Origin of the sequence: Mycobacterium sp. 1274761.0 (assembly GCF_001668615.1) — a bacterium.
Taxonomy (GTDB): Bacteria; Actinomycetota; Actinomycetes; order Mycobacteriales; family Mycobacteriaceae; genus Mycobacterium.
The window spans coordinates 102,394-128,183 of the sequence record NZ_LZMC01000111.1 but is presented as its reverse complement, the minus strand read 5'-3'; the positions used below and the strand labels follow the sequence as shown (position 1 = coordinate 128,183).

Annotated in this window: 21 protein-coding genes and 1 pseudogene; 17 read left to right on the top strand and 5 right to left on the bottom strand. The window is 65.8% G+C overall.

Annotated elements, in window-relative coordinates; all coding sequences use genetic code 11:
• The 4 genes and pseudogenes from A5651_RS23790 to A5651_RS23775 all read left to right on the top strand — a co-directional run.
• Positions 1-447, top strand: a pseudogene (locus A5651_RS23790) (ABC transporter ATP-binding protein); the annotation flags it as partial.
• Between the two features lie 134 nt (positions 448-581).
• A complete protein-coding gene (locus A5651_RS23785; protein WP_066987000.1) occupies positions 582-2,408 on the top strand; it encodes an alpha/beta hydrolase in 1,827 nt (608 codons plus the stop codon).
• 386 nt (positions 2,409-2,794) lie between these two features.
• Positions 2,795-6,289 (top strand): DNA-directed RNA polymerase subunit beta, encoded by a 3,495-nt coding sequence (locus tag A5651_RS23780; protein ID WP_369803996.1) that lies wholly within the window; start codon positions 2,795-2,797, stop codon positions 6,287-6,289.
• A 36-nt stretch (positions 6,290-6,325) separates the two neighbouring features.
• On the top strand, positions 6,326-10,279 hold the full coding sequence (locus A5651_RS23775; protein ID WP_066986994.1) for a DNA-directed RNA polymerase subunit beta': 3,954 nt from the start codon (positions 6,326-6,328) through the stop codon (positions 10,277-10,279).
• A gap of 143 nt (positions 10,280-10,422) precedes the next feature.
• Here the strand turns inward: A5651_RS23775 and A5651_RS23770 are convergent, their stop codons facing one another.
• Positions 10,423-11,124 carry an SH3 domain-containing protein gene (locus tag A5651_RS23770; RefSeq protein WP_066986991.1) on the bottom strand — a complete coding sequence of 234 codons (702 nt, stop codon included), beginning with the start codon at positions 11,122-11,124 and terminating at the stop codon, positions 10,423-10,425.
• Positions 11,125-11,323: 199 nt separating this feature from the next.
• On the opposite strand from A5651_RS23770, the gene A5651_RS23765 reads away from it, so the two are divergent.
• The 7 genes from A5651_RS23765 (at position 11,324) to A5651_RS23735 (ending at position 17,945) form a co-directional block, all read left to right on the top strand.
• A complete protein-coding gene (locus tag A5651_RS23765; RefSeq protein WP_066986988.1) occupies positions 11,324-12,076 on the top strand; it encodes a deoxyribonuclease IV in 753 nt (250 codons plus the stop codon).
• A 97-nt stretch (positions 12,077-12,173) separates the two neighbouring features.
• A complete protein-coding gene (locus A5651_RS23760; RefSeq protein WP_082943942.1) occupies positions 12,174-13,259 on the top strand; it encodes a phosphatase PAP2 family protein in 1,086 nt (361 codons plus the stop codon).
• Between the two features lie 35 nt (positions 13,260-13,294).
• A complete protein-coding gene (locus tag A5651_RS23755; RefSeq protein ID WP_231988801.1) occupies positions 13,295-13,807 on the top strand; it encodes a hypothetical protein in 513 nt (170 codons plus the stop codon).
• A 48-nt stretch (positions 13,808-13,855) separates the two neighbouring features.
• A complete protein-coding gene (locus A5651_RS23750; protein WP_066986982.1) occupies positions 13,856-15,520 on the top strand; it encodes an acyl-CoA dehydrogenase family protein in 1,665 nt (554 codons plus the stop codon).
• Entirely contained in the window at positions 15,517-16,455 is a 939-nt protein-coding gene (locus tag A5651_RS23745; RefSeq protein WP_066986979.1) for a crotonase/enoyl-CoA hydratase family protein, read from the top strand. The genes A5651_RS23750 and A5651_RS23745 overlap by 4 nt, the downstream gene beginning before the upstream one ends.
• A gap of 21 nt (positions 16,456-16,476) precedes the next feature.
• On the top strand, positions 16,477-17,190 hold the full coding sequence (locus A5651_RS23740) for a PaaX family transcriptional regulator C-terminal domain-containing protein (protein ID WP_066987045.1): 714 nt from the start codon (positions 16,477-16,479) through the stop codon (positions 17,188-17,190).
• Positions 17,187-17,945: a crotonase/enoyl-CoA hydratase family protein gene (locus A5651_RS23735; protein ID WP_066986975.1), complete on the top strand. Its 759-nt coding sequence runs from the start codon at positions 17,187-17,189 to the stop codon at positions 17,943-17,945. Before A5651_RS23740 ends, A5651_RS23735 begins: the two co-directional genes overlap by 4 nt.
• Here A5651_RS23735 and A5651_RS23730 read toward each other — a convergent pair.
• From A5651_RS23730 to A5651_RS23715, 4 genes are read right to left on the bottom strand one after another with little or no spacing between them, the layout of a single operon-like run.
• Positions 17,942-19,051, bottom strand: coding sequence for a glycosyltransferase (locus A5651_RS23730; RefSeq protein WP_066986972.1), 1,110 nt, complete (start codon positions 19,049-19,051; stop codon positions 17,942-17,944). The genes A5651_RS23735 and A5651_RS23730 overlap by 4 nt on opposite strands.
• 6 nt (positions 19,052-19,057) lie before the next feature.
• Entirely contained in the window at positions 19,058-19,663 is a 606-nt protein-coding gene (locus A5651_RS23725; protein WP_066986968.1) for a TetR/AcrR family transcriptional regulator, read from the bottom strand.
• 59 nt (positions 19,664-19,722) lie between these two features.
• A complete protein-coding gene (locus A5651_RS23720; RefSeq protein ID WP_066986965.1) occupies positions 19,723-20,124 on the bottom strand; it encodes a DUF3060 domain-containing protein in 402 nt (133 codons plus the stop codon).
• Positions 20,125-20,164: 40 nt separating this feature from the next.
• On the bottom strand, positions 20,165-20,488 hold the full coding sequence (locus tag A5651_RS23715; RefSeq protein ID WP_197496743.1) for a DUF3060 domain-containing protein: 324 nt from the start codon (positions 20,486-20,488) through the stop codon (positions 20,165-20,167).
• Positions 20,489-20,667: 179 nt separating this feature from the next.
• Between A5651_RS23715 and A5651_RS23710 the strand changes: the two genes are divergently transcribed.
• From A5651_RS23710 to fusA, 6 genes are all read left to right on the top strand, one after another.
• Complete coding sequence (locus A5651_RS23710; protein WP_066986960.1) at positions 20,668-21,216, top strand: DUF3558 domain-containing protein; 549 nt, start codon at positions 20,668-20,670, stop codon at positions 21,214-21,216.
• A gap of 54 nt (positions 21,217-21,270) precedes the next feature.
• Positions 21,271-21,747 (top strand): DUF3558 domain-containing protein, encoded by a 477-nt coding sequence (locus tag A5651_RS23705; RefSeq protein ID WP_369803997.1) that lies wholly within the window; start codon positions 21,271-21,273, stop codon positions 21,745-21,747.
• A 34-nt stretch (positions 21,748-21,781) separates the two neighbouring features.
• Entirely contained in the window at positions 21,782-22,402 is a 621-nt protein-coding gene (locus tag A5651_RS23700) for a TetR/AcrR family transcriptional regulator (protein WP_066986957.1), read from the top strand.
• Between the two features lie 277 nt (positions 22,403-22,679).
• Positions 22,680-23,054, top strand: a complete 375-nt coding sequence (gene rpsL, locus A5651_RS23695) for a 30S ribosomal protein S12 (RefSeq protein ID WP_007167812.1) — start codon at positions 22,680-22,682, stop codon at positions 23,052-23,054.
• On the top strand, positions 23,054-23,524 hold the full coding sequence (gene rpsG / locus A5651_RS23690; protein ID WP_066986953.1) for a 30S ribosomal protein S7: 471 nt from the start codon (positions 23,054-23,056) through the stop codon (positions 23,522-23,524). The genes rpsL and rpsG overlap by 1 nt, the downstream gene beginning before the upstream one ends.
• A 99-nt stretch (positions 23,525-23,623) precedes the next feature.
• The gene (fusA, locus tag A5651_RS23685; protein ID WP_066986947.1) at positions 23,624-25,729 is read left to right on the top strand and encodes an elongation factor G; all 2,106 of its coding nucleotides are present in this window, start codon (positions 23,624-23,626) and stop codon (positions 25,727-25,729) included.
• Positions 25,730-25,790: the final 61 nt, after the last annotated feature.

Below are 25,790 nucleotides of genomic sequence, written 5' to 3'. Positions count from 1 at the left end.
ATGTTGTTCCGCAAGCATCTGGTGATGTTCGGTCCGCGTGAGGTCTTGTTGACCAGTGATGAGCCGGTGGTGCGGCAATTCCTCAACGGTCGCCGCATCGGCCCGATCGGTATGTCGGAGGAAAAGGACGAGGCGCAGATGGCCGAAGAGCAGGCCATGGTCGACGCCGGTCACCACGACGGTGGTGTCGAGGAGATCCAAGGCGTGCCGCCGCAGATCACCGCGACCCCGGGCATGCCGGAGCGCGCCGCCGTCGGCCGCCGCCAGGCCCGGGTGCGCGAGATCATGCACACGCTGCCGCCGAACGCGCAGGAAGCCATCCGCGACGACCTCGAGGGCACGCACAAGTACCAGTCCAGCGAATTCGCCAGCGACGGGGAGACCTCGCGCCATCGTCAGGGCGACGATGCTCCGACGGGCCGCATCCCGCTGAGCGGCGAGCGCTGACCGTGGTCTTGACACGAACTGCCGGCGGACAAGAGTCCGCCGGCAGTTGTGTTTCTGCGGATTCGACGTAAACGTCCTCCTGCACCCGCCGCCGATGGTTACGGTTACCGGCGGTTGTGGGACAGGAGACGCGAATGGTCGACCGGTTCTTGTTGTGGCTCGGTGCGGGTGCGGTATGCGCCGGTGTGACAGCCGGAATGCTGGCCGGAGCGGGCGCTGCTTACGCCGAAGGCGACGGCGACGGCGACGGCAGGACCAACACGTCGCAGTCAGCGAATACGGCTGAGAACAAACAAGATTCAGGCGCCGACGCCAATAAGAAGACGCGGCACAAGCGCAGCCACTCCCTCGGCAGAATCGATACCAAGCCCAAGCGTGTCGACGAGCAGCAAGCCGACGCGCCTGCCGATGAGAACGCCGTCGACGACACCAAAGCCAGGGTCGACACCGACAAGGACGAGACGAACAAGGTCGACACCGACAAGGACGACACCGAAAAGGTCGGGGACACCGCTCGCAAACACGCCAAGCCCGCGGCGGGCGGACGCGGAACACGGGTGATCGACGATGGCGACGATGTCATGGCCGCGGTCACCCACCTGCCCGACCGCAAGGCCGTCGTCGACCGGACCCGTCGCGCCGAACCCGTCGAACAGCCGGACTCGACCGAACAGCCGGCCGAACCCCGCGAGCGTTCCTTACCTGTCGACGAATCGCCACAGATTCGGCAGGTAAGTAACGTTCGCGATGCCCTGACAGTCACGCCGACGTCGGCGAACCTCACGCTCGACACCCCGATGCTCGCGCGGTCGACCGCGACGGCCGCGGTGTCCAAGCCCATCGACGTGCCGCCGGTGATCAGCGCGATCGGCACGCTGGTGTTCGGCCTCATCTCGCTTGCCGAGAGTGTCTTCGAAGGACCGCCGATGGCCCTGCCGGGAAGCGGCGTCACGGTCAAGCGGTCGACGCTCGTCGTCGGTGATCAGGAGGTGCCCGCCGATTGGTACTTCCCCGAAGGTTCCCTCGACATCGAAGAGGGGGCAGCACCCGAGCACGTTATCTACCTGCAGCACGGTTTCCTCGCGCGCGGCGTCTTCTACGACTACACCGCCTCCTACCTCGCCCAGCAGACCAACAGCGTGGTCGTGGCGCCGACGCTGACGTCGAACCTCTTCGCCACCGACGGCATGTGGCTCGGCGGAACGCAGATGCATCAAGCCGTAGCCGACCTGTTCACCGATCCCGCGAACGACGAACTACTCACCAGCGCCCAAGCCGCCGGCTACACCCGCGACGCGCTGCCGCAGGATGTCGTCCTCGTCGGGCATTCCCTCGGCGGCGGCCTGGTCATCGACACCGCCCGCTACATCGCCGAACACGACGGCCCGACGCCCTACCACCTGGCCGGGGTGCTCATGCTCGACGGCGTTTCCTTCACCGATCCTGTGCCGATCCTGCAGAAGCTCGAGGGCATCCCGGTGTACAACCTGTCGGCCACGCCCTACATGTGGAACCTGTTCGGCACCATGGACGCCGCGCTGGCGCAAGTGCGCCCCGACGACTTCCACGGCGCGCAGCTGCTCGGCGGCCTGCATTCGGACTCGATGATCGGGGGCAATCCGCTGGTCCAGTTCGGCGCCTACCTCCTCACGGGCATCTCGCTGCCGAGCAATGTGGCCGGCTCGCAGATCCTGGCCGCCACCTGGATCAGCGACATGTTCGCCTGCCAATACGACTCCAGCTGCCAGAAAACCGGCTTCTACGGCCATCCTGGCGACGCGCTGACGATTCCGACGCCCGCCGGCCCGGCCGTCGCACTGGTTCAACCGCAGCCCGGCCCCATCGACACGGTGGCCCGTCAGCTGACGGCGGTCTTCTTTGGATTGCTGGCCAACATCAACTTCGCGACCGACGTCCCCGCTGGTCAAGAAACCAGCGTGCAAACCGAGGTCGCGGCGTAAAAACTCCACACGCAACACGGCGTTATCTCTTGACGGAAGGGCCTCGACGGGCCAGTCTGTTGGGCAGCAATGTGTGCACCGGTCAACAACGGACCTAGCGCCAGCCAGCGCCCGGGTTGACTCTGCATGCCGCGGTTGAGGAATACGCCGTCCTGCGCTATCGTTGGACGTTGCGCTGGCTGCCTCCTGCCCATCTACCGCCTCTGACACTGTGGACACCGTTGTCTATGCCTGAGCCCCGCACTCCGGCTCAGTGATCTAGTTGCGTGCCCGTCGTCCGGGGCCGTTGTGATTGGGAGAACGCCAGCCGAACCGACGCAGAGTTCGCGGCGTAGGGACGGTGCAGGCCTTCCCGATAGCCGCATGAGGTGCTGGAAGGATGCATCTTGGCAGTCTCCCGCCAGAGCAAGTCCGCTACTACTACTTCTAGCTCCGTACCCGGAGCACCTAATCGAATCTCATTCGCCAAGCTCCGCGAGCCTCTCGAGGTTCCGGGGCTGCTTGACGTTCAGACCGAGTCCTTCGAATGGCTGATCGGCTCCGACCACTGGCGTGAGGTCGCCACCGCCCGCGGTGACGTCAACCCCGTCGGCGGCCTGGAGGAAGTGCTCTCCGAGCTGTCCCCGATCGAAGACTTCTCCGGCTCGATGTCGCTGTCGTTCTCCGATCCGCGCTTCGACGAGGTCAAGGCGCCCGTCGACGAGTGCAAAGACAAGGACATGACGTACGCGGCCCCGCTGTTCGTCACGGCCGAGTTCATCAACAACAACACCGGCGAGATCAAGAGCCAGACGGTGTTCATGGGTGACTTCCCGATGATGACGGAGAAGGGCACCTTCATCATCAACGGCACCGAGCGTGTCGTCGTCAGCCAGCTGGTCCGCTCGCCCGGTGTCTACTTCGACGAGACCCGCGACAAGACCACCGACAAGACGCTGCACAGCGTCAAGGTGATCCCGGGCCGCGGCGCGTGGCTGGAGTTCGACGTCGACAAGCGCGACACCGTCGGCGTGCGCATCGACCGCAAGCGTCGTCAGCCGGTCACCGTGCTGTTGAAGGCACTGGGCTGGTCGACCGAGCAGATCACGGAGCGCTTCGGCTTCTCCGAGATCATGATGAGCACGCTGGAGAAGGACAACACCGCAGGCACCGACGAGGCGCTGCTGGACATCTACCGCAAGCTGCGTCCGGGTGAGCCGCCGACCAAGGAGTCCGCGCAGACCCTGCTGGAGAACCTGTTCTTCAAGGAGAAGCGCTATGACCTGGCCCGCGTCGGCCGCTATAAGGTCAATAAGAAGCTCGGCCTCAACGCCGGCCAGCCGATCACCAGCTCGACGCTCACCGAAGAGGACGTCGTCGCGACCATCGAGTACCTGGTGCGGCTGCATGAGGGCCAGACCACGATGACCGCCCCTGGCGGCGTCGAGGTCCCCGTCGAGGTGGACGACATCGACCACTTCGGCAACCGTCGTCTGCGCACGGTCGGCGAACTGATCCAGAACCAGATCCGCGTCGGCCTTTCCCGTATGGAGCGCGTCGTCCGCGAGCGGATGACCACCCAGGACGTCGAGGCGATCACGCCGCAGACCCTGATCAACATCCGTCCCGTCGTGGCGGCGATCAAGGAGTTCTTCGGCACCAGCCAGCTGAGCCAGTTCATGGACCAGAACAACCCGCTGTCGGGCCTGACCCACAAGCGTCGCCTGTCGGCGCTGGGCCCCGGCGGTCTGTCCCGTGAGCGCGCCGGCCTCGAGGTCCGCGACGTGCACTCCAGCCACTACGGCCGCATGTGCCCGATCGAGACGCCGGAAGGCCCGAACATCGGCCTGATCGGCTCGCTGTCGGTGTACGCGCGGGTGAACCCGTTCGGCTTCATCGAGACGCCGTACCGCAAGGTCACCGACGGGGTGGTCACCGACGACATCGAGTACCTCACCGCCGACGAAGAGGACCGCCACGTCGTGGCGCAGGCCAACTCGCCGATCGACGACAAGGGCCGCTTCACCGAGGAGCGCGTGCTGGTCCGTCGTAAGGGCGGCGAGGTCGAGTTCGTCTCGGCGACCGAGGTCGACTACATGGACGTCTCGCCGCGCCAGATGGTGTCGGTGGCCACGGCCATGATCCCGTTCCTCGAGCACGACGACGCAAACCGCGCCCTGATGGGTGCCAACATGCAGCGCCAGGCGGTTCCGCTGGTGCGCAGCGAGGCACCCCTGGTGGGTACCGGCATGGAACTGCGTGCCGCGATCGACGCCGGCGACGTCGTCGTTGCCGACAAGGCGGGCGTGATCGAGGAGGTCAGCGCCGACTACATCACCGTGATGGCCGACGACGGCACCCGTCAGACCTACCGGATGCGCAAGTTCGCCCGCTCCAACCACGGCACCTGCGCCAACCAGCGGCCGATCGTCGACCAGGGCGACCGCGTCGAGGGCGGCCAGGTCATCGCCGACGGTCCCTGCACCGAGCAGGGCGAGATGGCGTTGGGCAAGAACCTGCTCGTGGCGATCATGCCGTGGGAGGGTCACAACTACGAGGACGCGATCATCCTCTCCAACCGTCTGGTCGAAGAGGACGTGCTGACCTCGATCCACATCGAAGAGCACGAGATCGACGCCCGCGACACCAAGCTGGGCGCCGAGGAGATCACGCGGGACATCCCCAACGTCTCCGATGAGGTGCTGGCCGACCTCGACGAGCGCGGCATCGTCCGCATCGGCGCCGAGGTCCGCGACGGCGACATCCTGGTCGGCAAGGTCACCCCGAAAGGCGAGACCGAGCTGACCCCGGAGGAGCGACTGCTCCGCGCGATCTTCGGCGAGAAAGCGCGCGAGGTCCGCGACACGTCGCTGAAGGTGCCGCACGGCGAGTCCGGCAAGGTCATCGGCATTCGGGTGTTCTCCCGCGAGGACGACGACGAGCTGCCCGCCGGTGTCAACGAGCTGGTCCGCGTCTACGTGGCCCAGAAGCGCAAGATCTCCGACGGCGACAAGCTCGCCGGGCGCCACGGCAACAAGGGCGTCATCGGCAAGATCCTTCCGGTCGAGGACATGCCGTTCCTGCCGGACGGCACGCCGGTCGACATCATCCTCAACACCCACGGTGTGCCGCGACGGATGAACATCGGCCAAATCCTGGAAACCCACCTCGGGTGGGTGGCCAAGGCCGGCTGGAAGGTCTCCCTAGAAGGGGGGGCATCTCCGGACTGGGCGGCCAATCTGCCCAAGGAGCTGTTGGAGGCCGAGCCGAACACCATCGTGTCGACGCCGGTGTTCGACGGCGCCCGCGAGGCGGAGCTGCAGGGGCTGTTGGCCTCTACGCTGCCGAACCGCGACGGCGACACCTTGGTCGACGAGGATGGCAAGGCGGTGCTCTACGACGGCCGCAGCGGCGAACCGTTCCCGTACCCGGTGACGGTCGGCTACATGTACATCCTCAAGTTGCACCACCTGGTGGACGACAAGATCCACGCCCGCTCGACTGGCCCGTACTCGATGATCACCCAGCAGCCGCTGGGCGGTAAGGCGCAGTTCGGTGGCCAGCGGTTCGGTGAGATGGAGTGCTGGGCCATGCAGGCCTATGGCGCGGCTTACACGCTGCAGGAGCTGCTGACCATCAAGAGTGACGACACCGTCGGCCGGGTCAAGGTGTACGAGGCGATCGTCAAGGGCGAGAACATCCCTGAGCCGGGGATACCCGAGTCGTTCAAGGTGCTGCTCAAAGAGCTGCAGTCGTTGTGCCTCAACGTCGAGGTGCTGTCGAGTGACGGTGCGGCGATCGAGATGCGTGACAGTGACGACGAGGACCTTGAGCGCGCCGCGGCGAACCTCGGAATCAACTTGTCCCGCAACGAATCTGCCTCTGTAGAAGATTTGGCCTAAATAGTTTTCTAGTCCCGAAAGGGGAAAGGGAGTTACGTGCTAGACGTCAACTTCTTCGATGAGCTCCGCATCGGCCTTGCCACCGCTGACGACATCCGTCAGTGGAGCTACGGCGAGGTCAAGAAGCCGGAGACCATCAACTACCGCACATTGAAGCCGGAGAAGGACGGCCTGTTCTGCGAGAAGATCTTCGGACCGACTCGCGACTGGGAGTGCTACTGCGGCAAGTACAAGCGCGTCCGCTTCAAGGGCATCATCTGCGAGCGCTGCGGCGTCGAGGTGACCCGCGCCAAGGTGCGGCGCGAGCGGATGGGCCACATCGAGCTGGCCGCGCCCGTTACGCACATCTGGTACTTCAAGGGCGTGCCGTCGCGTCTGGGCTACCTGCTGGACCTGGCGCCGAAGGATCTCGAAAAGATCATCTACTTCGCGGCCTACGTCATCACCAGCGTGGACGAGGAGATGCGGCACAACGAGCTGTCGACGCTGGAGGCCGAGATGGCCGTCGAGCGCAAGGCCGTTGAGGATCAGCGCGACGCCGATCTCGAAGCGCGTGCGCAGAAGCTCGAGGCCGACCTCAAGGAGCTCGAGGAGGAAGGCGCCAAAAGCGACGTCCGACGCAAGGTCCGCGACGGTGGCGAGCGCGAGATGCGTCAGCTGCGCGACCGGGCCCAGCGTGAGCTGGACCGGCTCGAGGAGATCTGGACGACGTTCACCAAGCTGGCTCCCAAGCAGCTGATCGTCGACGAGGTGCTCTACCGCGAGCTGGTCGACCGCTACGGCGAGTACTTCGAGGGTGCCATGGGCGCCGAGTCGATCAAGAAGCTCATCGAGAACTTCGACATCGACGCCGAGGCCGAGTCGCTGCGCGACGTGATCCGTAACGGCAAGGGGCAGAAGAAGCTTCGTGCCCTCAAGCGCCTGAAGGTGGTCGCCGCGTTCCAGCAGTCGGGCAACTCACCGATGGGCATGGTGCTCGATGCGGTGCCGGTGATCCCGCCGGAACTGCGCCCGATGGTGCAGCTCGACGGTGGCCGCTTCGCCACGTCCGACCTCAACGACCTGTATCGCCGCGTGATCAACCGCAACAACCGGTTGAAGCGACTGATCGATCTCGGCGCGCCCGAGATCATCGTCAACAACGAGAAGCGCATGCTTCAGGAGTCGGTGGACGCGCTGTTTGACAACGGCCGTCGCGGCCGTCCGGTCACCGGGCCGGGCAACCGTCCGCTGAAGTCGTTGAGCGACCTGTTGAAGGGTAAGCAGGGCCGGTTCCGTCAGAACCTGCTCGGTAAGCGCGTCGACTACTCGGGCCGTTCGGTCATCGTGGTCGGTCCGCAGCTCAAGCTGCACCAGTGTGGTCTGCCCAAGCTGATGGCGCTGGAGCTGTTCAAGCCGTTCGTGATGAAGCGTCTGGTCGACCTGAACCACGCGCAGAACATCAAGAGCGCCAAGCGGATGGTGGAGCGTCAGCGTCCGCAGGTGTGGGACGTCCTCGAAGAGGTCATCGGCGAGCACCCGGTGCTGCTGAACCGCGCGCCGACGCTGCACCGCCTCGGTATCCAGGCCTTCGAGCCGCAGCTGGTGGAAGGCAAGGCCATTCAGCTGCACCCGTTGGTGTGTGAGGCGTTCAACGCCGACTTCGACGGTGACCAGATGGCCGTGCACCTACCGCTGAGTGCAGAGGCGCAGGCCGAGGCCCGCATCCTGATGCTGTCGAGCAACAACATCCTGTCGCCGGCGTCGGGCCGTCCGTTGGCCATGCCGCGTCTGGACATGGTGACCGGGCTGTTCTACCTGACCACCGAGGTGCCCGGGGACAAGGGCGAATACACCCCGGCCGCCAAGGATCAGCCGGAGACGGGTGTCTACGCGTCGCCCGCCGAGGCGATCATGGCGCTCGACCGCGGTGCGCTGTCGGTGCGGGCCAAGATCAAGGTGCGGTTGACCAATCTGCGTCCGCCCGCCGAGGTCGAGGCCGAGCTGTTCGGCGACGAGGGCTGGAAGCCCGATGACGCCTGGACGGCCGAAACCACTTTGGGCCGTGTGCTGTTCAACGAGCTGCTGCCGACGAAGTACCCCTTCATCAACCAGCAGATGCACAAGAAGGTTCAGGCGTCGATCATCAACGACCTGGCCGAGCGCTATCCGATGATCGTGGTCGCCCAGACGGTGGACAAGCTCAAGGACGCCGGCTTCTACTGGGCCACCCGCAGCGGTGTCACGGTGTCGATGGCCGACGTGATCGTGCCGCCGAACAAGCAGGAGATCCTCGACCGCTACGAGAAGGAAGCCGACGGGATTGAAAAGAAGTACCAGCGCGGTGCTCTGAACCACGACGAGCGCAACGGTGAGCTGGTCAAGATCTGGCAGCAGGCGACCGAAGAGGTCGGCGAGGCACTGCGGGAGCACTACCCGCAGGACAACCCGATCATCACGATCGTCGACTCAGGCGCCACGGGTAACTTCACCCAGACGCGCACGCTGGCCGGCATGAAGGGTCTGGTGACCAACCCGAAGGGTGAGTTCATCCCACGGCCCATCAAGTCGTCGTTCCGCGAGGGCCTGACGGTGTTGGAGTACTTCATCAACACTCACGGCGCCCGAAAGGGTTTGGCGGACACGGCTCTTCGTACCGCCGACTCGGGTTACCTGACCCGTCGTCTGGTGGACGTCAGCCAAGACGTCATCGTGCGCGAGGCCGACTGCGAGACCGAGCGTGGCATCACCGTCACGCTGGCCGAGCTGGCCGCCGACGGTGGCCACATCCGCGACCCGCACATCGAGACGTCGGCGTACGCGCGGACGTTGGCCGCCGACGCCGTCGACGCCAACGGCAACGTCATCGTCGAGCGGGGTCACGATTTGGGTGACCCGGCCATCGAGGCGCTGCTCGCGGCGGGCATCACCGAGGTCAAGGTTCGCTCGGTGCTGACCTGCACGACGGGTACCGGCGTGTGCGCGATGTGCTACGGCCGCTCGATGGCGACCGGCAAGCTGGTCGATATCGGCGAGGCCGTCGGCATCGTCGCCGCGCAGTCCATCGGTGAGCCCGGCACGCAGCTGACCATGCGCACCTTCCACCAGGGCGGTGTGGGTGAGGACATCACCGGCGGTCTGCCTCGTGTGCAGGAATTGTTCGAGGCCCGCGTGCCGCGCAACAAGGCGCCGATCGCGGACGTCACCGGACGGGTGCAGCTCGAGGAAAGCGACTCCTTCTACAAGATCACCATCGTCCCCGACGACGGTGGCGAGGAAGTCGTCTACGACAAGCTGCCCAAGCGCAACCGTCGCCTCAAGGTGTTCAAGCACGAGGACGGCACCGAGCGGCTGCTGAGCAACGGCGACCACGTCGAGGTCGGTCAGCAGCTAATGGAAGGCTCCGCGGACCCCCACGAGGTGCTGCGTGTCCAGGGTCCCCGCGAGGTGCAGATCCACCTCGTGAAGGAGGTCCAGGAGGTCTACCGCGCTCAGGGTGTGTCGATCCACGACAAGCACATCGAGGTCATCGTCCGGCAGATGCTGCGGCGCGTCACGATCATCGATTCGGGCAGCACGGAGTTCCTGCCCGGCTCGCTGACTGAGCGCGGCGAGTTCGAGACCGAGAACCGTCGAGTGGTCGCCGAGGGCGGCGAGCCCGCGGCGGGTCGTCCGGTGCTGATGGGCATCACGAAGGCGTCGCTGGCCACCGACTCGTGGCTGTCGGCGGCGTCGTTCCAGGAGACCACGCGCGTGCTGACCGATGCGGCGATCAACTGCCGCAGCGACAAGCTGCAGGGTCTGAAGGAGAACGTGATCATCGGCAAGCTGATCCCGGCCGGTACGGGCATTAACCGGTACCGCAACATCCAGGTGCAGCCGACCGAGGAGGCGCGGGCCGCCGCGTACACGATCCCGTCGTACGAGGATCAGTACTACAGCCCCGACTTCGGCCAGGCGACCGGAGCAGCGGTTCCGTTGGACGACTACGGCTACTCGGATTACCGCTAGACCGAGTCACGAGAAAGCCCCCGCTTCGTGCGGGGGCTTTTTCGTTGGTGCCTGACACAATGTCGCTCTGAGAGCTTCGCCAAGGATATATATGCATGGAACCGCTCTGAGGCTGACATTGTGATCGTGCGCGGGTGTCGAGGCTAGCCCTTGACGAAGTCGCCCCACACCCAGCCGGTGTCGTGATTCGGCACGCCTGAGCCCGAGATCTTCACCCAATTATCGGCCTGCCGTGTCAGGACTTTGACCTTTCGTCCGGCGGGGACGAAGTCGACCGGCTGTCCTTCACCGCCTGGGTTCTCATACAGGTCCACGTTGTCGGTGATGGTTGCGGTGTTCTGATCCGCTGGTGGTGGCCCGGGGTCGGCCGGCTTCGGCGCCGCGGGCTCGGCGGCCCGAGCGGTGCACGTGAACTTCCCCTGTGCCGTCCACCCGTTCGTCACGTTCTTCTCGTTGACTGTGGTGCCGGTCGCAACTCCATCTGGGCTGATCTTGCCGTTGAATTCGCTCTTCGGGTGCTCGCCGCCGACGCCCTGCGTCCAGTCGATCCGGAACTTGATCGTGTCCCCTTGGTATGTTCCGCCGCCGGGTTCGATGTCGCCCTGCCATGTGCCGCCGTCCGGCGAATGGAGAATCGCCGCACCCTGAGTCACTCGGACCTTGTTCGTTCCAGCCAACCAGGGCACCCCGATGTTGACCCCGTTGTCCAAGTCGAGGAACAGCGCGGCATCGGGGAAGCGCCAGTCCAGGCAGGCGGGCTCCGCGCTAGCGGTCAACGGTACGGTCACCATCCCGGCGGCGCCGACGGCGGCCGCCGCGACAGCAATGATCTTCGGTGTCGTCATCCGTTGACGCTACGAACGGCATGCGTCCGTAATCAATCAGGTGTTTCCCTACGATTTCGCCGCACCACCCACCCCCGTTCCGTGCGGGGGCTTTTCTCTTGGCGAGCAGACGCAAACGCACATTCTTCACCGGCGTGTCGCGTGCGTTAGCGTCTGCTCGCGCAGGAAGGTGTCCGGCCGCATCACTAGACTCGTCGTCGTGCTTATTGGTTCGCACGTCCACCAAGACGATCCCCTGGCAGCTGCCGAGGCCGACGGAGCCGACGTCGTTCAGTTCTTCCTCGGCAACCCGCAGAGCTGGAAGAAACCCAAGCCCCGCGAGGATGCGGAGACGCTGAGGGCGGCCAGCATGCCGCTGTATGTGCATGCGCCGTACCTGATCAATGTGGCGTCGGCGAACAACCGGGTGCGCATCCCGTCGCGCAAGATCCTGCAGGACACCTGCGATGCCGCGGCGGAGATCAACGCGACGGCGGTCATTGTCCACGGCGGCCACGCCGACGACAACGACATGGAGGCCGGTTTCGAGCGCTGGGTCAAAGCGCTCAAGTACCTGGAGTCCGATGTGCCGGTTTACCTCGAGAACACCGCGGGCGGCGACCACGCAATGGCCCGCCACTTCGACACCATCGGCCGGCTGTGGGACCACATCGGCGACACCGGCATCGGTTTCTGCCTCGACACGTGCCACGCGTGGGCGGCCGGCGAGGCCTTGATCGATGCCGTCGACCGCATCAAGGCCCTCACCGGCCGCATCGACCTCGTACATTGCAACGACTCGCGGGACGCGGCGGGTTCGGGGGCCGACCGGCACGCCAACTTCGGCACCGGCCAGATCAAACCGGACCTCCTCGTCGCCGTCGTGGAGGCCGCCGACGCGCCGGTCATCTGTGAAACAGCCGACGCGGGCCGCAAGGACGACATCGCGTTTCTGCGCGAGCACGTCGGCTGAGAATCTGATAACCGAACGGCATCAAAACTCCGGATAGCACCACGGTTAACTAGGCTGTTCGCCGGGAATCACGATCATCCCGAGTCGAAAGGCCGAAGTGTCCGCAATTGACGAGGCGCCAATTGCGGCGACACGCGTCGACGACGGTCCGGCCGTCGCCCGCGGTCGTTGGCTGAAGATCGTTCGCTGGCTCGCCATTGCTGTCTGGGCCGCCGTGCTGATCTATCGCACGGTGACCGACGGCTTCGCGTTCAACCGTGAACTGGTTCTGCTGTACGTCGCGACGGGTCTGCTCGCCGCGAGCATTGGACAGGGCCGTCGCATGCTCTACGTCATCCGCGACTGGTTGCCGTTCGCGGTCGTGCTGCTCGCATACGACTTAAGTAGGGGAGCGGCGGATCTGATCGGCAGACCGACCCTGTGGCAGTGGCCAGCCGAGGTGGACCGCTGGTTGTTCTTCGGCACCATCCCGACGGTGTGGCTGCAGGAACGGCTGAAGGCGCCGCTGCCCCCGTGGTGGGAAGTGGTGATGAGCACCGTCTATATGTCGTTCTTCGTGCTGCCATACGTGGTGGCGGGCGCGCTGTGGCTGCGCGACCGCGACGAGTGGAAGGCGTTCGTCAAGCTGTTCGTCGGGCTGTCGTGTGCAGGCCTGGTGATCTATGCGTTGGTGCCGGCAGCGCCGCCGTGGGCGGCGGCCCGCTGCACCGCAGCCGACGTCAGCGGTGGCCCGGCGGGGCCGTCGTGCATGTTCGGCTCACCCCGCGGTGTGCCCGACGGTGGTCTGCTGGGCGCGATGCAGACCAGCCAGGACGGCGCCAATCCCTGGATCGAACGGATTGTCGGCCGCGGCTGGGGGAAGCTGAACCTGCACACCGCGAGCGCACTGCTGGATTCGGGCCAGGCGAGCGTCAACCTGGTGGCCGCCATTCCGTCCCTGCATGCGGCGATGACCGCCGCTATCGCGGCGTTCCTATGGAAGCGGGTGCATCGCGGGTGGCGGCCGCTGTTGGCTGCCTATGTTCTGATCATGGCCTTCACGCTGGTTTACACGGCCGAGCATTACGTGATCGACATCCTGCTCGGCTGGGCGCTGGCGGCGGCCGGCGTCGTGGTCGCGAATCACTTTGAGGCTCGGCGGGATAGACCCCGCGTTGGCGAAGACGCCGTGTCGAGCGCCTAAAGGACCGACGCAGCGACGGCCGCTACCATTTCGCCATGGCGGACACCGCACCAGCCAAGCCACCTCCAACGTATCCGTCGCCGATGACGGCGGCGAAGGGCGCCAGCGTGATCGCGCTTCTGTCGCTCATCGTCGCGTTGGCCGCCGTCGGTGTCGCCGCGTGGGCGATCGTGATGGCGTGGCCGGAGAAGGAGGAGGCGCCGCAGCCGTCGGCCGAATCGAAGCAGAAGGTGTGTGCGGCGTTTGACATCGTCAGCCGGGCGGTCCAGCTACAGACGCACGCCGACCTCGGGTCCGACCCGGTTGCGCAGACCGCGGTCGCCAGCAACGCCCGGCTGTCACTGATCGGCGGTGGTGAGTATTTGCGCAGCCGGCTCGACGACCAGACGGTGCCGGAGCTGGCCGACGCCGTACGCCAGTTCGCCAACAACCTCGAAGAGATCGGGGTCAATGCCCTCGCCGGGGTCACCAACGACGACCCGCAGCAGGCCGAGCGGCTCACCGCCGGCGAGGAGGGTCGGGCGAAGGTCGCCGACCTCTGCAAGTAGGCCATTACGGCTATTGTGCGGCTGTCGGGAAACTGTAATATCGACAGCATGCCAGACACGCACGTCGTCACCAATCAGGTTCCACCGTTCGAGGACGTCAACCCGGCCTCGTCACCCGTGCTCACCGAGGCGCTGATCCGCGAGGGCGGGGAGTGGGGTCTCGATGAGGTCGTCGAGCTCGGGGCGCTATCCGGCAGCGCACAGGCGCAGCGGTGGGGCGAGCTCGCCGATCGCAACCAGCCGATCCTGCACACCCATGACCGCTACGGCCACCGCGTCGATGAAGTCGAGTACGACCCGGCCTACCACGAGCTGATGAAGGTGGCGATCGGCCACGGCCTGCATGCCGCGCCGTGGGCCGACGACCGGCCGGGCGCCCATGTCGTACGTGCCGCCAAGACGTCGGTGTGGACGCCGGAGCCCGGCCACATCTGCCCGATCTCGATGACCTACGCCGTGGTGCCCGCGCTGCGCTACAACAAAGAGCTCGCCGATGTCTACGAGCCGCTGCTGACCAGCCGCGCCTACGACCCCGAGCTGAAAGTGCCTGCCACCAAAGCCGGTATCACCGCGGGCATGTCGATGACCGAGAAGCAGGGCGGATCCGATGTACGCGCGGGCACCACCCAGGCGACGCCCAACGCGGACGGCAGCTACCGCCTGACCGGACACAAGTGGTTCACCTCCGCGCCGATGTGCGACATCTTCCTGGTGCTGGCGCAGGCGCCCGGCGGGCTGTCGTGCTTCTTCCTGCCGCGGATCCTGCCCGACGACACCCGCAACCGAATGTTCTTGCAGCGCCTCAAGGACAAGCTCGGCAATCACGCCAATGCGTCGTCGGAGGTCGAGTACGACGGCGCGACGGCGTGGCTGGTCGGCGAGGAGGGTCGCGGCGTGCCGACCATCATCGAAATGGTGAACCTGACCCGGCTGGACTGCACGCTGGGCAGTGCCACGAGCATGCGCACGGGCGTGAGTCGCGCCATCCACCACGCGCAGCACCGAAAGGCATTCGGCGCGTACCTGATTGACCAACCGCTGATGCGTAATGTGCTGGCCGACCTCGCGGTGGAGGCCGAGGCCGCCACCATCCTGGCGATGCGCATGGCGGGCGCCACCGACCGGGCAGTCTGCGGCGACGAGCGTGAGGCGCTGTTCCGCCGCATCGGGCTGGCGGCCAGCAAGTACTGGGTCTGTAAACGCGCGACCGGGCACGCCGCCGAAGCGATGGAATGCCTGGGTGGCAACGGCTACGTCGAGGAATCCGGTATGCCGCGGCTGTATCGCGAGGCCCCGCTGATGGGCATCTGGGAGGGCTCGGGCAACGTCAGCGCGCTGGATACGTTGCGAGCCATGGCAACCCGGCCGGAAAGCATCGACGTGTTGTTCGACGAACTGGACAAGACCGCGGGTCAGGATCCGCGCCTGGACGCCCACATCGATGCGCTCAAACCGCAACTCGACGACCTGGAAACCATCCAATACCGCGCCCGCAAGGTTGCCGAGGACATCGGTCTGGCGCTTCAGGGTTCGCTGCTTGTGCGGCACGGCCATCCCGCCGTGGCCGAGGCGTTCCTGGCCACCTGGATGGGCGGCCAGTGGGGTGGTGCGTACGGGACCATGCCCACCGGGCTGGATCTGGCGCCCATTCTGGAGCGGGCGCTGGTCAAGGCCCCGGACGCGAGGAGGACAGGCAGGGGTCCGGGCGCGTGACGCACGCGATCAGGCCGGTCGACTTCGACAACTTGAAAACGATGACCTACGAGGTCACCGACCGGATTGCCCGAATCACGTTCAACCGTCCCGAAAAAGGCAACGCGATCATCGCCGACACTCCGCTGGAGCTGTCCGCGCTCGTCGAACGCGCCGACCTGGATCCCGACGTGCACGTCATCCTCGTCTCGGGTCGTGGTGAAGGGTTCTGCGCCGGTTTCGACCTGTCGGCCTACGCCGAGGGCTCGTCGTCGGCCGGCGGTGGCAGCCCGTACAGGGACACCGTGCTGTCTGGAAAGACACAGGCCACCAACCACCTGCCCGATCAGCCGTGGGATCCGATGATCGACTATCAGATGATGAGCCGCTTCGTCCGCGGGTTCTCCAGCCTGATGCACTGCGACAAGCCGACGGTGGTGAAGGTCCACGGGTACTGCGTGGCCGGCGGCACCGACATCGCCCTGCACGCCGATCAGGTGATCGCCGCGTCGGACGCCAAGATCGGCTACCCGCCGATGCGGGTTTGGGGCGTACCCGCCGCAGGCCTGTGGGCGCACCGGCTAGGCGACCAGCGCGCGAAACGCCTCCTGTTCACCGGTGATTGCATCAGTGGAGCACAGGCGGCCGAATGGGGCCTCGCCGTCGAGGCACCCGAACCCGCCGACCTCGACACACGCACCGAGCGCCTCGTCGAGCGGATCGCCGCGATGCCTGTCAATCAACTCATCATGGCCAAGCTCGCGCTCAACACTGCGCTGCTGCAGCAGGGGGTCGCCACCAGCAGAATGGTGAGCACCGTCTTCGACGGCATCGCCCGCCATACCCCCGAGGGTCACGCCTTCGTCGCCGAGGCCCGCGATCGCGGCTTCCGCGAAGCGGTGAAGAGCCGCGACGAGCCGTTCGGTGATGCGGGCCGCACCACCTCCGGGGTCTGACCGGTGGCCGCGCTCAACCGGATGACGGCCCGGTCGGTGGTTTTGAGCGTGCTGCTAGGTACTCACCCGGCATGGGCTACCGTCGCCGAATTGATCCGCCTGACAGGCGATTTCGACATCAAGGAAGCCACGCTAAGGGTTGCCCTCACCCGGATGGTCAGCGCCGGGGATCTGGTGCGGTCCGACGACGGCTACCGGCTGTCGGACCGGCTCCTGGCCCGTCAGCGCCGGCAGGACGACGCGCTCAACCCGCAAGTGACGTCATGGGACGGCGGGTGGACGACCGTGGTGATCACCAGCATCGGCATCGACGCGCGTATCCGTGCGGGTCTTCGAACATCGTTGCAGCAGAACAGGTTCAGCGAACTGCGCGAAGGTGTCTGGCTACGTCCGGACAACGTGAAGGTCACCCTGCCCGACGAGGTGCTGTCACGGGCGCGGGTCATGCGCGGATACGACGACAACGCCGCCGAGCTGGCCCGCTTGTTGTGGGATCTTCCGGCGTGGGCCGAGACGGGCCGACGGTTACTCGGCGAGATGACCGCCGCCACCGACATCCCGGGCCGCTTCGTCGCCGCCGCGGGGATGGTGCGACATCTGCTGACCGACCCCGTGCTGCCCGCGGAGTTGTTGCCCGCCGACTGGCCGGGCGCCGAACTGCGCATGTCGTACGCGGACTTCGCCGCCGAGCTGGCGGCACGACGAAACGAAACCGAATTGATGGAGGCGACATGAGTGTGCGAGTCGAGCGCAGCGGCCCGGTCACCACCGTGATCATGAACCGGCCCGAGGCCCGTAACGCCGTAAATGGGCCGACCGCGGCCGAGTTGTTCGCCGCCTTCGACGAATTCGACCGCGACGACTCGGCGTCGGTGGCCGTGCTGTGGGGCGACAACGGAACCTTCTGCGCCGGAGCCGATCTCAAGGCATTCGGCACCCCGGACGTCAATCCCGCGCACCGCACCGGGCCCGGACCGATGGGACCCACCAGAATGGTCCTGTCGAAACCGGTGATCGCGGCCATCAGCGGCTACGCCGTGGCCGGCGGCCTCGAGCTCGCGCTCTGGTGCGACCTGCGGGTGGTGGAGGAGGACGCGATCATGGGCGTCTTCTGCCGACGCTGGGGCGTGCCGCTGATCGACGGCGGGACCGTGCGGTTGCCGCGGCTGATCGGGCACAGCCGCGCCATGGACATGATCCTGACGGGCCGCGGCGTCGACGCCACCGAAGCGCTGTCGTGGGGTTTGGCCAACCGGGTGGCGCCCAAGGGGCAGGCGCGCGAGAAGGCCGAGGCGCTGGCCGCCGAGCTTGCCGCGCTGCCGCAGCAGTGCATGCGATCTGACCGCATGTCACAGCTCAACCAGTGGGGCATGTCCGAGGCGGAGGCCATCGATTTCGAATTCGGCAGCTTGTCGCGCGTGGCGTCCGAATCACTCGAAGGCGCCCAGCGATTCGCTGCGGGAGCCGGTCGGCACGGCGCCGGGGCCTAGGACGGGGCGAATTGCCGGTCGGCGACGTATTCGCTGATCGCGTCGGCGGCCACCTCGGCGCCGTCACGCTGCCGGATCTGCTCGCCGAGCCGGTTCGCCGCCCGCCGGTAGGACCGATCACCCAACACCGTCTCGATGGCGGCCCGGATGCGTTGCGGCTTGGCGTGTTTAGGCAGCAGAATTCCGCTGCCGGCTTTCTGCAGGGCTGCGCCCACGGCCTTCTGGTCGATCATCGGGTTGGCTGGCATGGTGACCTGCGGCACGCCGAACGACAACGCGCGCATCGCGGTGCTGTGGCCGCCGTGTCCGACCACCAAGGACGCGGTCGCAAGCACATCGTCATGGTCGAGCCACGCATGCATCGTCGCGTTCTGCGGCACCCGCAGGCCCGCCGCGTCGATTCCCGGTCCGACGGTCACCGTCGCCTCAACCGGAAGCGGGGCGACCGCATCGAGAATGTTCTGCAGCATGCGCCGCTGCCCGGGGAAGCCACATGTGCTGAGGCTGACCAGGATTCGCGGCACCTCAGCGGGAGCCGAAACGGCCGGCACGCCTTGCCACACCACGCCGACATGGCGGACCGGCGGTTTGCCGCGCACGGGATCGAGGTCGGCCCGAGCCGCGACGACCTGCAGGAGACCGCCGTGCTCGGCGGCCAGCGGATCGGTGCCTCGCAGCCGCAGCACCCAGCCCACCGGGCCTGCCACCAGATCCTGCACCGCGCGGTAGAAGCAGTGCACGAAGACGATGGTCGGGATGCCCGACTTCTCGATCTCGGGAATGCTCGCGCTGAGGATCATGTCGACGACGACGGCGTCGACGCGGTGCGTGCTCGCGGCCTCGACAATGCAGCGGCCGACCGCCTTGTCGGCCGCCACCCGGGTGAAGGTCGCCATGATCGCTGCCAGCGAACGTGGGACGGTGGGATCGAAATGCGCTCCGCCGGTGAAAGATTGGAATGGCAGTCCGGCCGCTTCCACCCGGGTGCGAATGCCGGGGTGACCCAGCACCAGGATCTCGACGCCGCGAGCTCGAAGCGCCCGGGCGGTGCCCAACTGTGGCGGCACGTTGCCCCCGCCGTCGACGATGGCGAACAGGATTTTCACGGCGCCCTACCTCCGCACTGGACCGGCTTCGCTTTGCGCACTTGCCAATACGGCGTCTGTCATGAGCGACATCCGATCGTGGACCTCGTCGACCGACAACGCCCGATCCAGGCGAAGCAGCTTCCAGCAGTAAACATCGGTGGCGACGACAAGGACGTCGATGCACCGGGCCCGTGCCTCGGGTGACTGCGGAAGCCGGGACGCAAAAACGTCCTCCACCCATTGGCGGTGGGCGAGTCGCCCCGCGTGGTTCATCTGCTGCGCACGATGGTCGCTCTCATTGGCCAGCATGGCCAGGCCCATTTCGCCCAGGCGTTCGTAGTGGGCGATGAGCACCCGCAGCGCGGCGTCCGGATCGTCGGGCGGAGGCGTGCGTTCGGCCATGACGTCGGCATACGCCTGCAACCACGCGGCATCGATCAGTGCGTCACGGCTGCCGAAGTGCCGCAGCACCGTCTTGACCGATACGTCGGCGCGCTCGGCGACGGAGGGCAGCGTGATCTCGAATGATCGCTCGGCCATGAAGGTGTCGATCGCGGCCCGGATGATCGCGTCGCGGGTCGCGTTTTTGGCCTGCTGACGTGCGCCCATGTCGTACGTGCGCGTTTTCATGTCAATGGCAATGTACAGCAAATTGCCATTTGATGTCCATGATGATGGACATCAAAAAGTCAGCCTTTGCTGATTTTGTTGCCTGACCCGGTGTCGTTGATCTTCGGATCGCCCTGCTTGTAGGTGACGGTGTTGTTGAAGCCGACGACGCTGAGCCCCTTGTCGATGCGCTCGATGGTCAGCGTGTTGTCGGCGCCGCCGATGTTCGCGTTGGCGCAGGTGCCCTTGACGGTCAGCTTGTTGTTGCTGCCGCCGATGTTGAGCGACTTTCCATCTGCGCAATCCAGTTCCGTGGTTGTGCCGACCGAGCTGAAGTTGATGGTGTTGCCGATCTCGACCTGACCACCCTCGGAGCCGAACGTCGCTGACGGAGAGTTGGTGTCGTTGCTCTCGGCTCCGCAGCCGGCGAGGCCGATGGTGATGACGGCGGCAGTGGCACCGAACAAAACGCGCGTGCGCATGGTTCCCTCGCTTCCGTTGGGCGCGAACAGAACCGGACGACTACGCGGGGACGCGGTCGATCCGATTCATCATGCCAAGTTCCCGCCCACGGTCCCAGATAACCGGGTCGCCGTTCTTATAGAAGACGGCCTGATCGAACCCGTAGACGGTGATGTCGTTGATCACGTTGTCGGCGATGATGGTGTTCGACGACCCCTGAACCGTGATCGCCCAGCAGCTACCTAGCGCGGTGATCGAGTTGCCGGAACCGTTCACCAGAAGCGTCGAGTCGTTGCAGTCGATCGTCTGAACGCTGCCGACAGACGTGATGTGGGTGTCGCCTTCTTTGGCCTGCGCGGGAGGAACGCCCACAATGAACGCCATCGGCGCCACGGCCGCAAACACCGTCACCGATCGGCGAAGCGCTTTCCAACCCCCAGCGGTCATGGCTGTAAAGCGTACGTCGTGGCTGAGGTTCACGGCAGTAGTTGGTCGGTTCGGATTCGCGTCGGGCCTGCATACATGGGTCGCGACCCCGGACGGCGCTGGGTAGCGTGTCGACGATGCGTTGGCGGGTCACGGCGGTTGCTATCGCAGCGGTCACGGCGGTGGTGACCGCCGGTGGCTGTGCGCAGACAGTCAGTGGAACCGCACAACGCTCCCGGCTCGCCGTGCCGGATCCGCAACGCAGCTACGGCTACGTCGAAAACCGCTGCGGCCTCCTCGAGGACAGCTCGGTGCAAGACATACTGGGCGCTGACACCGTGGTGCGGCCCTACAGCGGCGCGGTGTGCCAATACGTGCTGCAGCGCAGGTCGGGAGGTGCCGCTCCGGCCACGGTCGACGTCACGTTCTCGTGGTTCGAGACCGGCAGCCTGGACCGCGAACGGACGCTGGTCCGGCAGCGCGGCGCGACGGTCACGGACAAGGACATCGAACGGCACGAGGCGTTTCTCGCCCGTCGCGACACCAACGGCGCGGGATGCTCGGCCACCGCCGCGGCCGGCTCCGGTGTCTTGAGCTGGTGGGTGCAGACCCGCGGCAAGACCGACACCGACCCGTGCAAGGACGCCGAAAAACTGCTCGCGGCCACCCTGTCGTCGGATCTGTAGACGGTGTCCAAACAACTGCGTCACCTCTGGGCTGCGCTGGTGGCCTGCGCCTTTCTGTCCGCCTGTACCGGCACGCCACACCGCGGGCCGACGTTCGGCGCTGATACCGGTTCCAGTGGCGGGTTCCGCAGCGGCGAGTGCAACGACGTGACGGACTCCGACATAGCCGCGGCCACCGGTTCGGGCATGTTCACCAAGGTCGTCGACAGCGACGCGGGCTGCTTCTGGCAGGAGAACACGATGCTCGGCTCGTTCGGTGCCGGCATGGGCATCTCGACGTGGTGGTACCGCGGCAGCGACATGGACACCGAGCGAACGCTCGAACAACAGGCCGGCCGGACGCTGACCGAACTGTCTCTCGACGGCAACAAAGGGTTCAAGGCGTACGACGCCAACGCCTGCAGCATCTACGTGTCGAAAGGCGGTGACGTCATCACCTGGTCGATCCAGACGATGAATCCCGCCACGCTGCCCGATCTGTGCACGATCGCCGAACGGCTGGCACAGCTCAGCCAGGACCGTGTCAACTGACCCCCGGGAAACTAGAGGTGTTAGTTTTTCGGGTATGGCAGCCCGCGAGGCCAGCGACGTCAAGGCGGCGCCGGCGCCCCAATCGCCCGGTCGACGACCGGCGAAACTGAGCCGGGACTCCATCGTCAACGCGGCCCTGACCTTCCTCGACCGCGACGGCTGGGACGCGCTGACGATCAACGCGCTGGCCACCCAGCTCGGCACCAAGGGCCCGTCGCTGTACAACCACGTCGACAGCCTGGAGGACCTGCGCCGCACGGTGCGGATGCGGGTGGTCGGCGACATCATCGACATGTTGAACACGGTCGGGCAGGGCCGCACCCGCGACGACGCGGTGATGGCGATGGCCAGCGCGTACCGCAGCTATGCGCACCACCATCCGGGCCGCTACTCGGCGTTCACCCGAATGCCGCTAGGCGGTGACGACCCTGAGTTCACCGAAGCCACCAGGGCCGCCGCGGCGCCGGTCATCTCGGTGCTGGCCTCTTACGGGCTGGACGGCGAGGACGCCTTCCACGCCGCCCTGGAGTTCTGGTCGGCGCTGCACGGCTTCGTGCTGCTGGAGATGACCGGCGTGATGAACGGAATTGTTGATACCGATACGGTGTTCAGTGACATGGTCATGCGGTTGGCGGCCGGCATGCAGAGGCGCTGAGCGTCCGCACCGGCTGACCTGCGGTTAGGCGCCCTGTCACGGGTTTGGATCGTGGTGCTCTGCCCTGGTATCGTGGATCGCCGTGCCTGGCAGGTAGGCGGTTGCCGCGCGCCGGGCCAATTCGCATGTTCGTCAAGCATCGAAATGGGTCGTCAAAAATCCCGGTGCGGGCGTGTGCGACACACCCGGTCGCGGGGTAAGCGAACGGGTCATAACTGCAGTACAGAGACTTGAGACAGCACGACTTAGAAGTACCAAGAAGAGAGAAAGCCGGTAGATGCCAACCATCCAGCAGCTGGTCCGCAAGGGTCGCCGCGACAAGATCGCCAAGGTGAAGACCGCGGCCCTCAAGGGCAGCCCGCAGCGGCGCGGTGTGTGCACCCGCGTGTACACCACCACCCCGAAGAAGCCGAACTCGGCGCTTCGCAAGGTGGCCCGCGTCAAGCTCACCAGCCAGGTTGAGGTCACCGCTTACATCCCGGGTGAGGGACACAACCTGCAGGAGCACTCGATGGTGCTGGTTCGCGGCGGTCGTGTGAAGGACCTCCCCGGTGTCCGCTACAAGATCATCCGCGGCTCGCTCGACACCCAGGGCGTGAAGAACCGCAAGCAGGCGCGCAGCCGATACGGCGCCAAGAAGGAGAAGAGCTAATGCCGCGCAAGGGGCCCGCACCCAAGCGTCCGCTGGTCAACGACCCGGTCTACGGATCGCAGTTGGTCACCCAGCTGGTCAACAAGGTTCTCCTGCAGGGGAAGAAATCGCTGGCCGAACGCATTGTTTATGGTGCGCTCGAACAGGCTCGGGACAAGACCGGCACCGATCCGGTCGTCACCCTCAAGCGCGCTCTCGACAACGTCAAGCCGGCCCTCGAGGTTCGCAGCCGCCGGGTTGGCGGTGCGACCTATCAGGTCCCGGTCGAGGTGCGTGCCGATCGTTCCACCACGCTGGCCCTGCGCTGGCTGGTGAGCTTCTCGCGGCAGCGCCGGGAGAAGACGATGGTCGAGCGGCTGGCCAACGAGATCCTCGACGCCAGCAACGGCCTGGGTGCCAGCGTCAAGCGGCGTGAAGACACCCACAAGATGGCCGAGGCGAACCGGGCCTTCGCGCACTACCGCTGGTGAGTAAGTCGCCTCGCGCGCGGAGCCGCTGAGCGGCGACCTTCGGCACCGTCGCCGGGCGCACTGAACAACAGCAACTAACGAGCGAAAGAGAAGACTTCTGTGGCACAGAAGGACGTGCTTACCGACCTGAACAAGGTCCGCAACATCGGCATCATGGCGCACATCGATGCCGGCAAGACCACGACCACCGAGCGCATCCTGTACTACACCGGCATCAGCTACAAGATCGGTGAGGTGCACGACGGTGCCGCCACGATGGACTGGATGGAGCAGGAGCAGGAACGGGGTATCACCATCACCTCGGCTGCTACCACTACGTTTTGGAAAGACCATCAGATCAACCTGATCGACACCCCTGGCCATGTCGACTTCACCGTCGAGGTGGAGCGCAGCCTGCGCGTGCTCGACGGTGCCGTTGCCGTGTTCGACGGCAAGGAGGGCGTGGAGCCGCAGTCCGAGCAGGTCTGGCGGCAGGCCGACAAGTACGACGTGCCGCGCATCTGCTTCGTCAACAAGATGGACAAGATCGGCGCCGACTTCTACTTCTCCGTGAAGACGATGGAGGAGCGCCTGGGTGCGAACGTGATCCCGGTCCAGCTGCCCATCGGCGCGGAGAGCGATTTCGAAGGTGTGGTCGACCTCGTCGAGATGAAGGCCAAGGTGTGGAGCGCCGAGGCCAAGCTCGGTGAGAAGTATGACGTCGTCGACATCCCGGCCGACCTGCAGGAGAAGGCCGACGAGTACCGCACCCAGCTGCTCGAGGCCGTCGCGGAGACCGACGAGGCGCTGCTGGAGAAGTACCTCGGCGGCGAGGAGCTCACCGTCGAGGAGATCAAGAGCGCGATCCGCAAGCTGACGATCGCCTCGGAGGCGTATCCGGTGCTGTGCGGCAGCGCGTTCAAGAACAAGGGCGTGCAGCCCATGCTCGACGCGGTCATCGACTACCTGCCGTCCCCGCTGGATGTGCCGCCGGCCGTCGGCCACGCACCGGGCAAAGAGGATGAGCAGATCATCCGCAAGCCCTCGACCGACGAGCCGTTCTCGGCGCTGGCGTTCAAGGTCGCCACGCATCCGTTCTTCGGCAAGCTGACCTATGTCCGGGTGTACTCGGGCAAGGTCGACTCGGGTTCGCAGGTCATCAACGCCACCAAGGGCAAGAAGGAGCGGCTGGGCAAGCTGTTCCAGATGCACTCCAACAAGGAGAACCCGGTGGAGTACGCCTCGGCCGGACACATCTACGCCGTGATCGGGTTGAAGGACACCACCACGGGCGACACCCTGAGCGACCCGAACGATCAGGTCGTGCTGGAGTCGATGACCTTCCCCGATCCGGTGATCGAAGTGGCGATCGAGCCCAAGACCAAGAGCGACCAGGAGAAGCTGTCGCTGTCGATCCAGAAGCTCGCCGAGGAGGATCCGACCTTCAAGGTGCACCTGGATCAGGAGACCGGCCAGACCGTCATCGGCGGCATGGGCGAGCTGCACCTGGACATCCTGGTGGACCGCATGCGCCGCGAATTCAAGGTCGAGGCCAACGTCGGCAAGCCGCAGGTGGCCTACAAGGAGACCATCCGCCGCGCAGTGCAGAACGTCGAGTACACCCATAAGAAGCAGACGGGTGGCTCCGGCCAGTTCGCGAAGGTCATCATCAACCTCGAGCCGTTCACTGGCGAGGACGGTGCGACCTACGAGTTCGAGAACAAGGTCACCGGTGGGCGCATCCCGCGCGAGTACATCCCGTCGGTGGATGCTGGCGCGCAGGACGCCATGCAGTACGGCGTGCTGGCCGGCTACCCGCTGGTGAACCTGAAGGTCACTCTGCTCGACGGTCAGTACCACGACGTCGACTCATCGGAAATGGCATTCAAGATCGCCGGTTCGCAGGCACTGAAAAAGGCTGCGGGACAAGCACAGCCGGTGATCCTGGAGCCGATCATGGCCGTCGAGGTCACCACGCCCGAGGATTACATGGGCGATGTGATCGGCGACCTGAACTCCCGCCGTGGCCAGATCCAGGCCATGGAGGAGCGGAGCGGTGCACGCGTCGTCAAGGCGCACGTGCCGCTGTCGGAGATGTTCGGCTACGTCGGCGACCTTCGGTCGAAGACCCAGGGCCGGGCAAACTACTCCATGGTGTTCGACAGCTACGCCGAAGTTCCGGCGCAGGTGTCGAAGGAGATCATCGCGAAGGCGACGGGTCAGTGAGGACACGAGGGCGTCAGCCCGAGGCCCGGAGCTGGCCCGGAGTCGAGCAATCGATCATCGC

Bases quoted from the DNA above. Each gene is read 5' to 3' on its own strand.
- rpsL (WP_007167812.1), top strand. From the start codon at position 22,680: ATGCCAACCATCCAGCAGCTGGTCCGCAAGGGTCGCCGCGACAAGATC.
- A5651_RS23725 (WP_066986968.1), bottom strand. From the start codon at position 19,663: ATGAAAACGCGCACGTACGACATGGGCGCACGTCAGCAGGCCAAAAAC.
- A5651_RS23720 (WP_066986965.1), bottom strand. From the start codon at position 20,124: ATGCGCACGCGCGTTTTGTTCGGTGCCACTGCCGCCGTCATCACCATC.
- A5651_RS23770 (WP_066986991.1), bottom strand. From the start codon at position 11,124: ATGACGACACCGAAGATCATTGCTGTCGCGGCGGCCGCCGTCGGCGCC.
- A5651_RS23710 (WP_066986960.1), top strand. From the start codon at position 20,668: ATGCGTTGGCGGGTCACGGCGGTTGCTATCGCAGCGGTCACGGCGGTG.
- A5651_RS23700 (WP_066986957.1), top strand. From the start codon at position 21,782: ATGGCAGCCCGCGAGGCCAGCGACGTCAAGGCGGCGCCGGCGCCCCAA.
- A5651_RS23715 (WP_197496743.1), bottom strand. From the start codon at position 20,488: ATGGCGTTCATTGTGGGCGTTCCTCCCGCGCAGGCCAAAGAAGGCGAC.
- A5651_RS23755 (WP_231988801.1), top strand. From the start codon at position 13,295: ATGGCGGACACCGCACCAGCCAAGCCACCTCCAACGTATCCGTCGCCG.
- rpsG (WP_066986953.1), top strand. From the start codon at position 23,054: ATGCCGCGCAAGGGGCCCGCACCCAAGCGTCCGCTGGTCAACGACCCG.
- A5651_RS23735 (WP_066986975.1), top strand. From the start codon at position 17,187: ATGAGTGTGCGAGTCGAGCGCAGCGGCCCGGTCACCACCGTGATCATG.
- A5651_RS23785 (WP_066987000.1), top strand. From the start codon at position 582: ATGGTCGACCGGTTCTTGTTGTGGCTCGGTGCGGGTGCGGTATGCGCC.
- A5651_RS23740 (WP_066987045.1), top strand. From the start codon at position 16,477: ATGACGGCCCGGTCGGTGGTTTTGAGCGTGCTGCTAGGTACTCACCCG.
- A5651_RS23750 (WP_066986982.1), top strand. From the start codon at position 13,856: ATGCCAGACACGCACGTCGTCACCAATCAGGTTCCACCGTTCGAGGAC.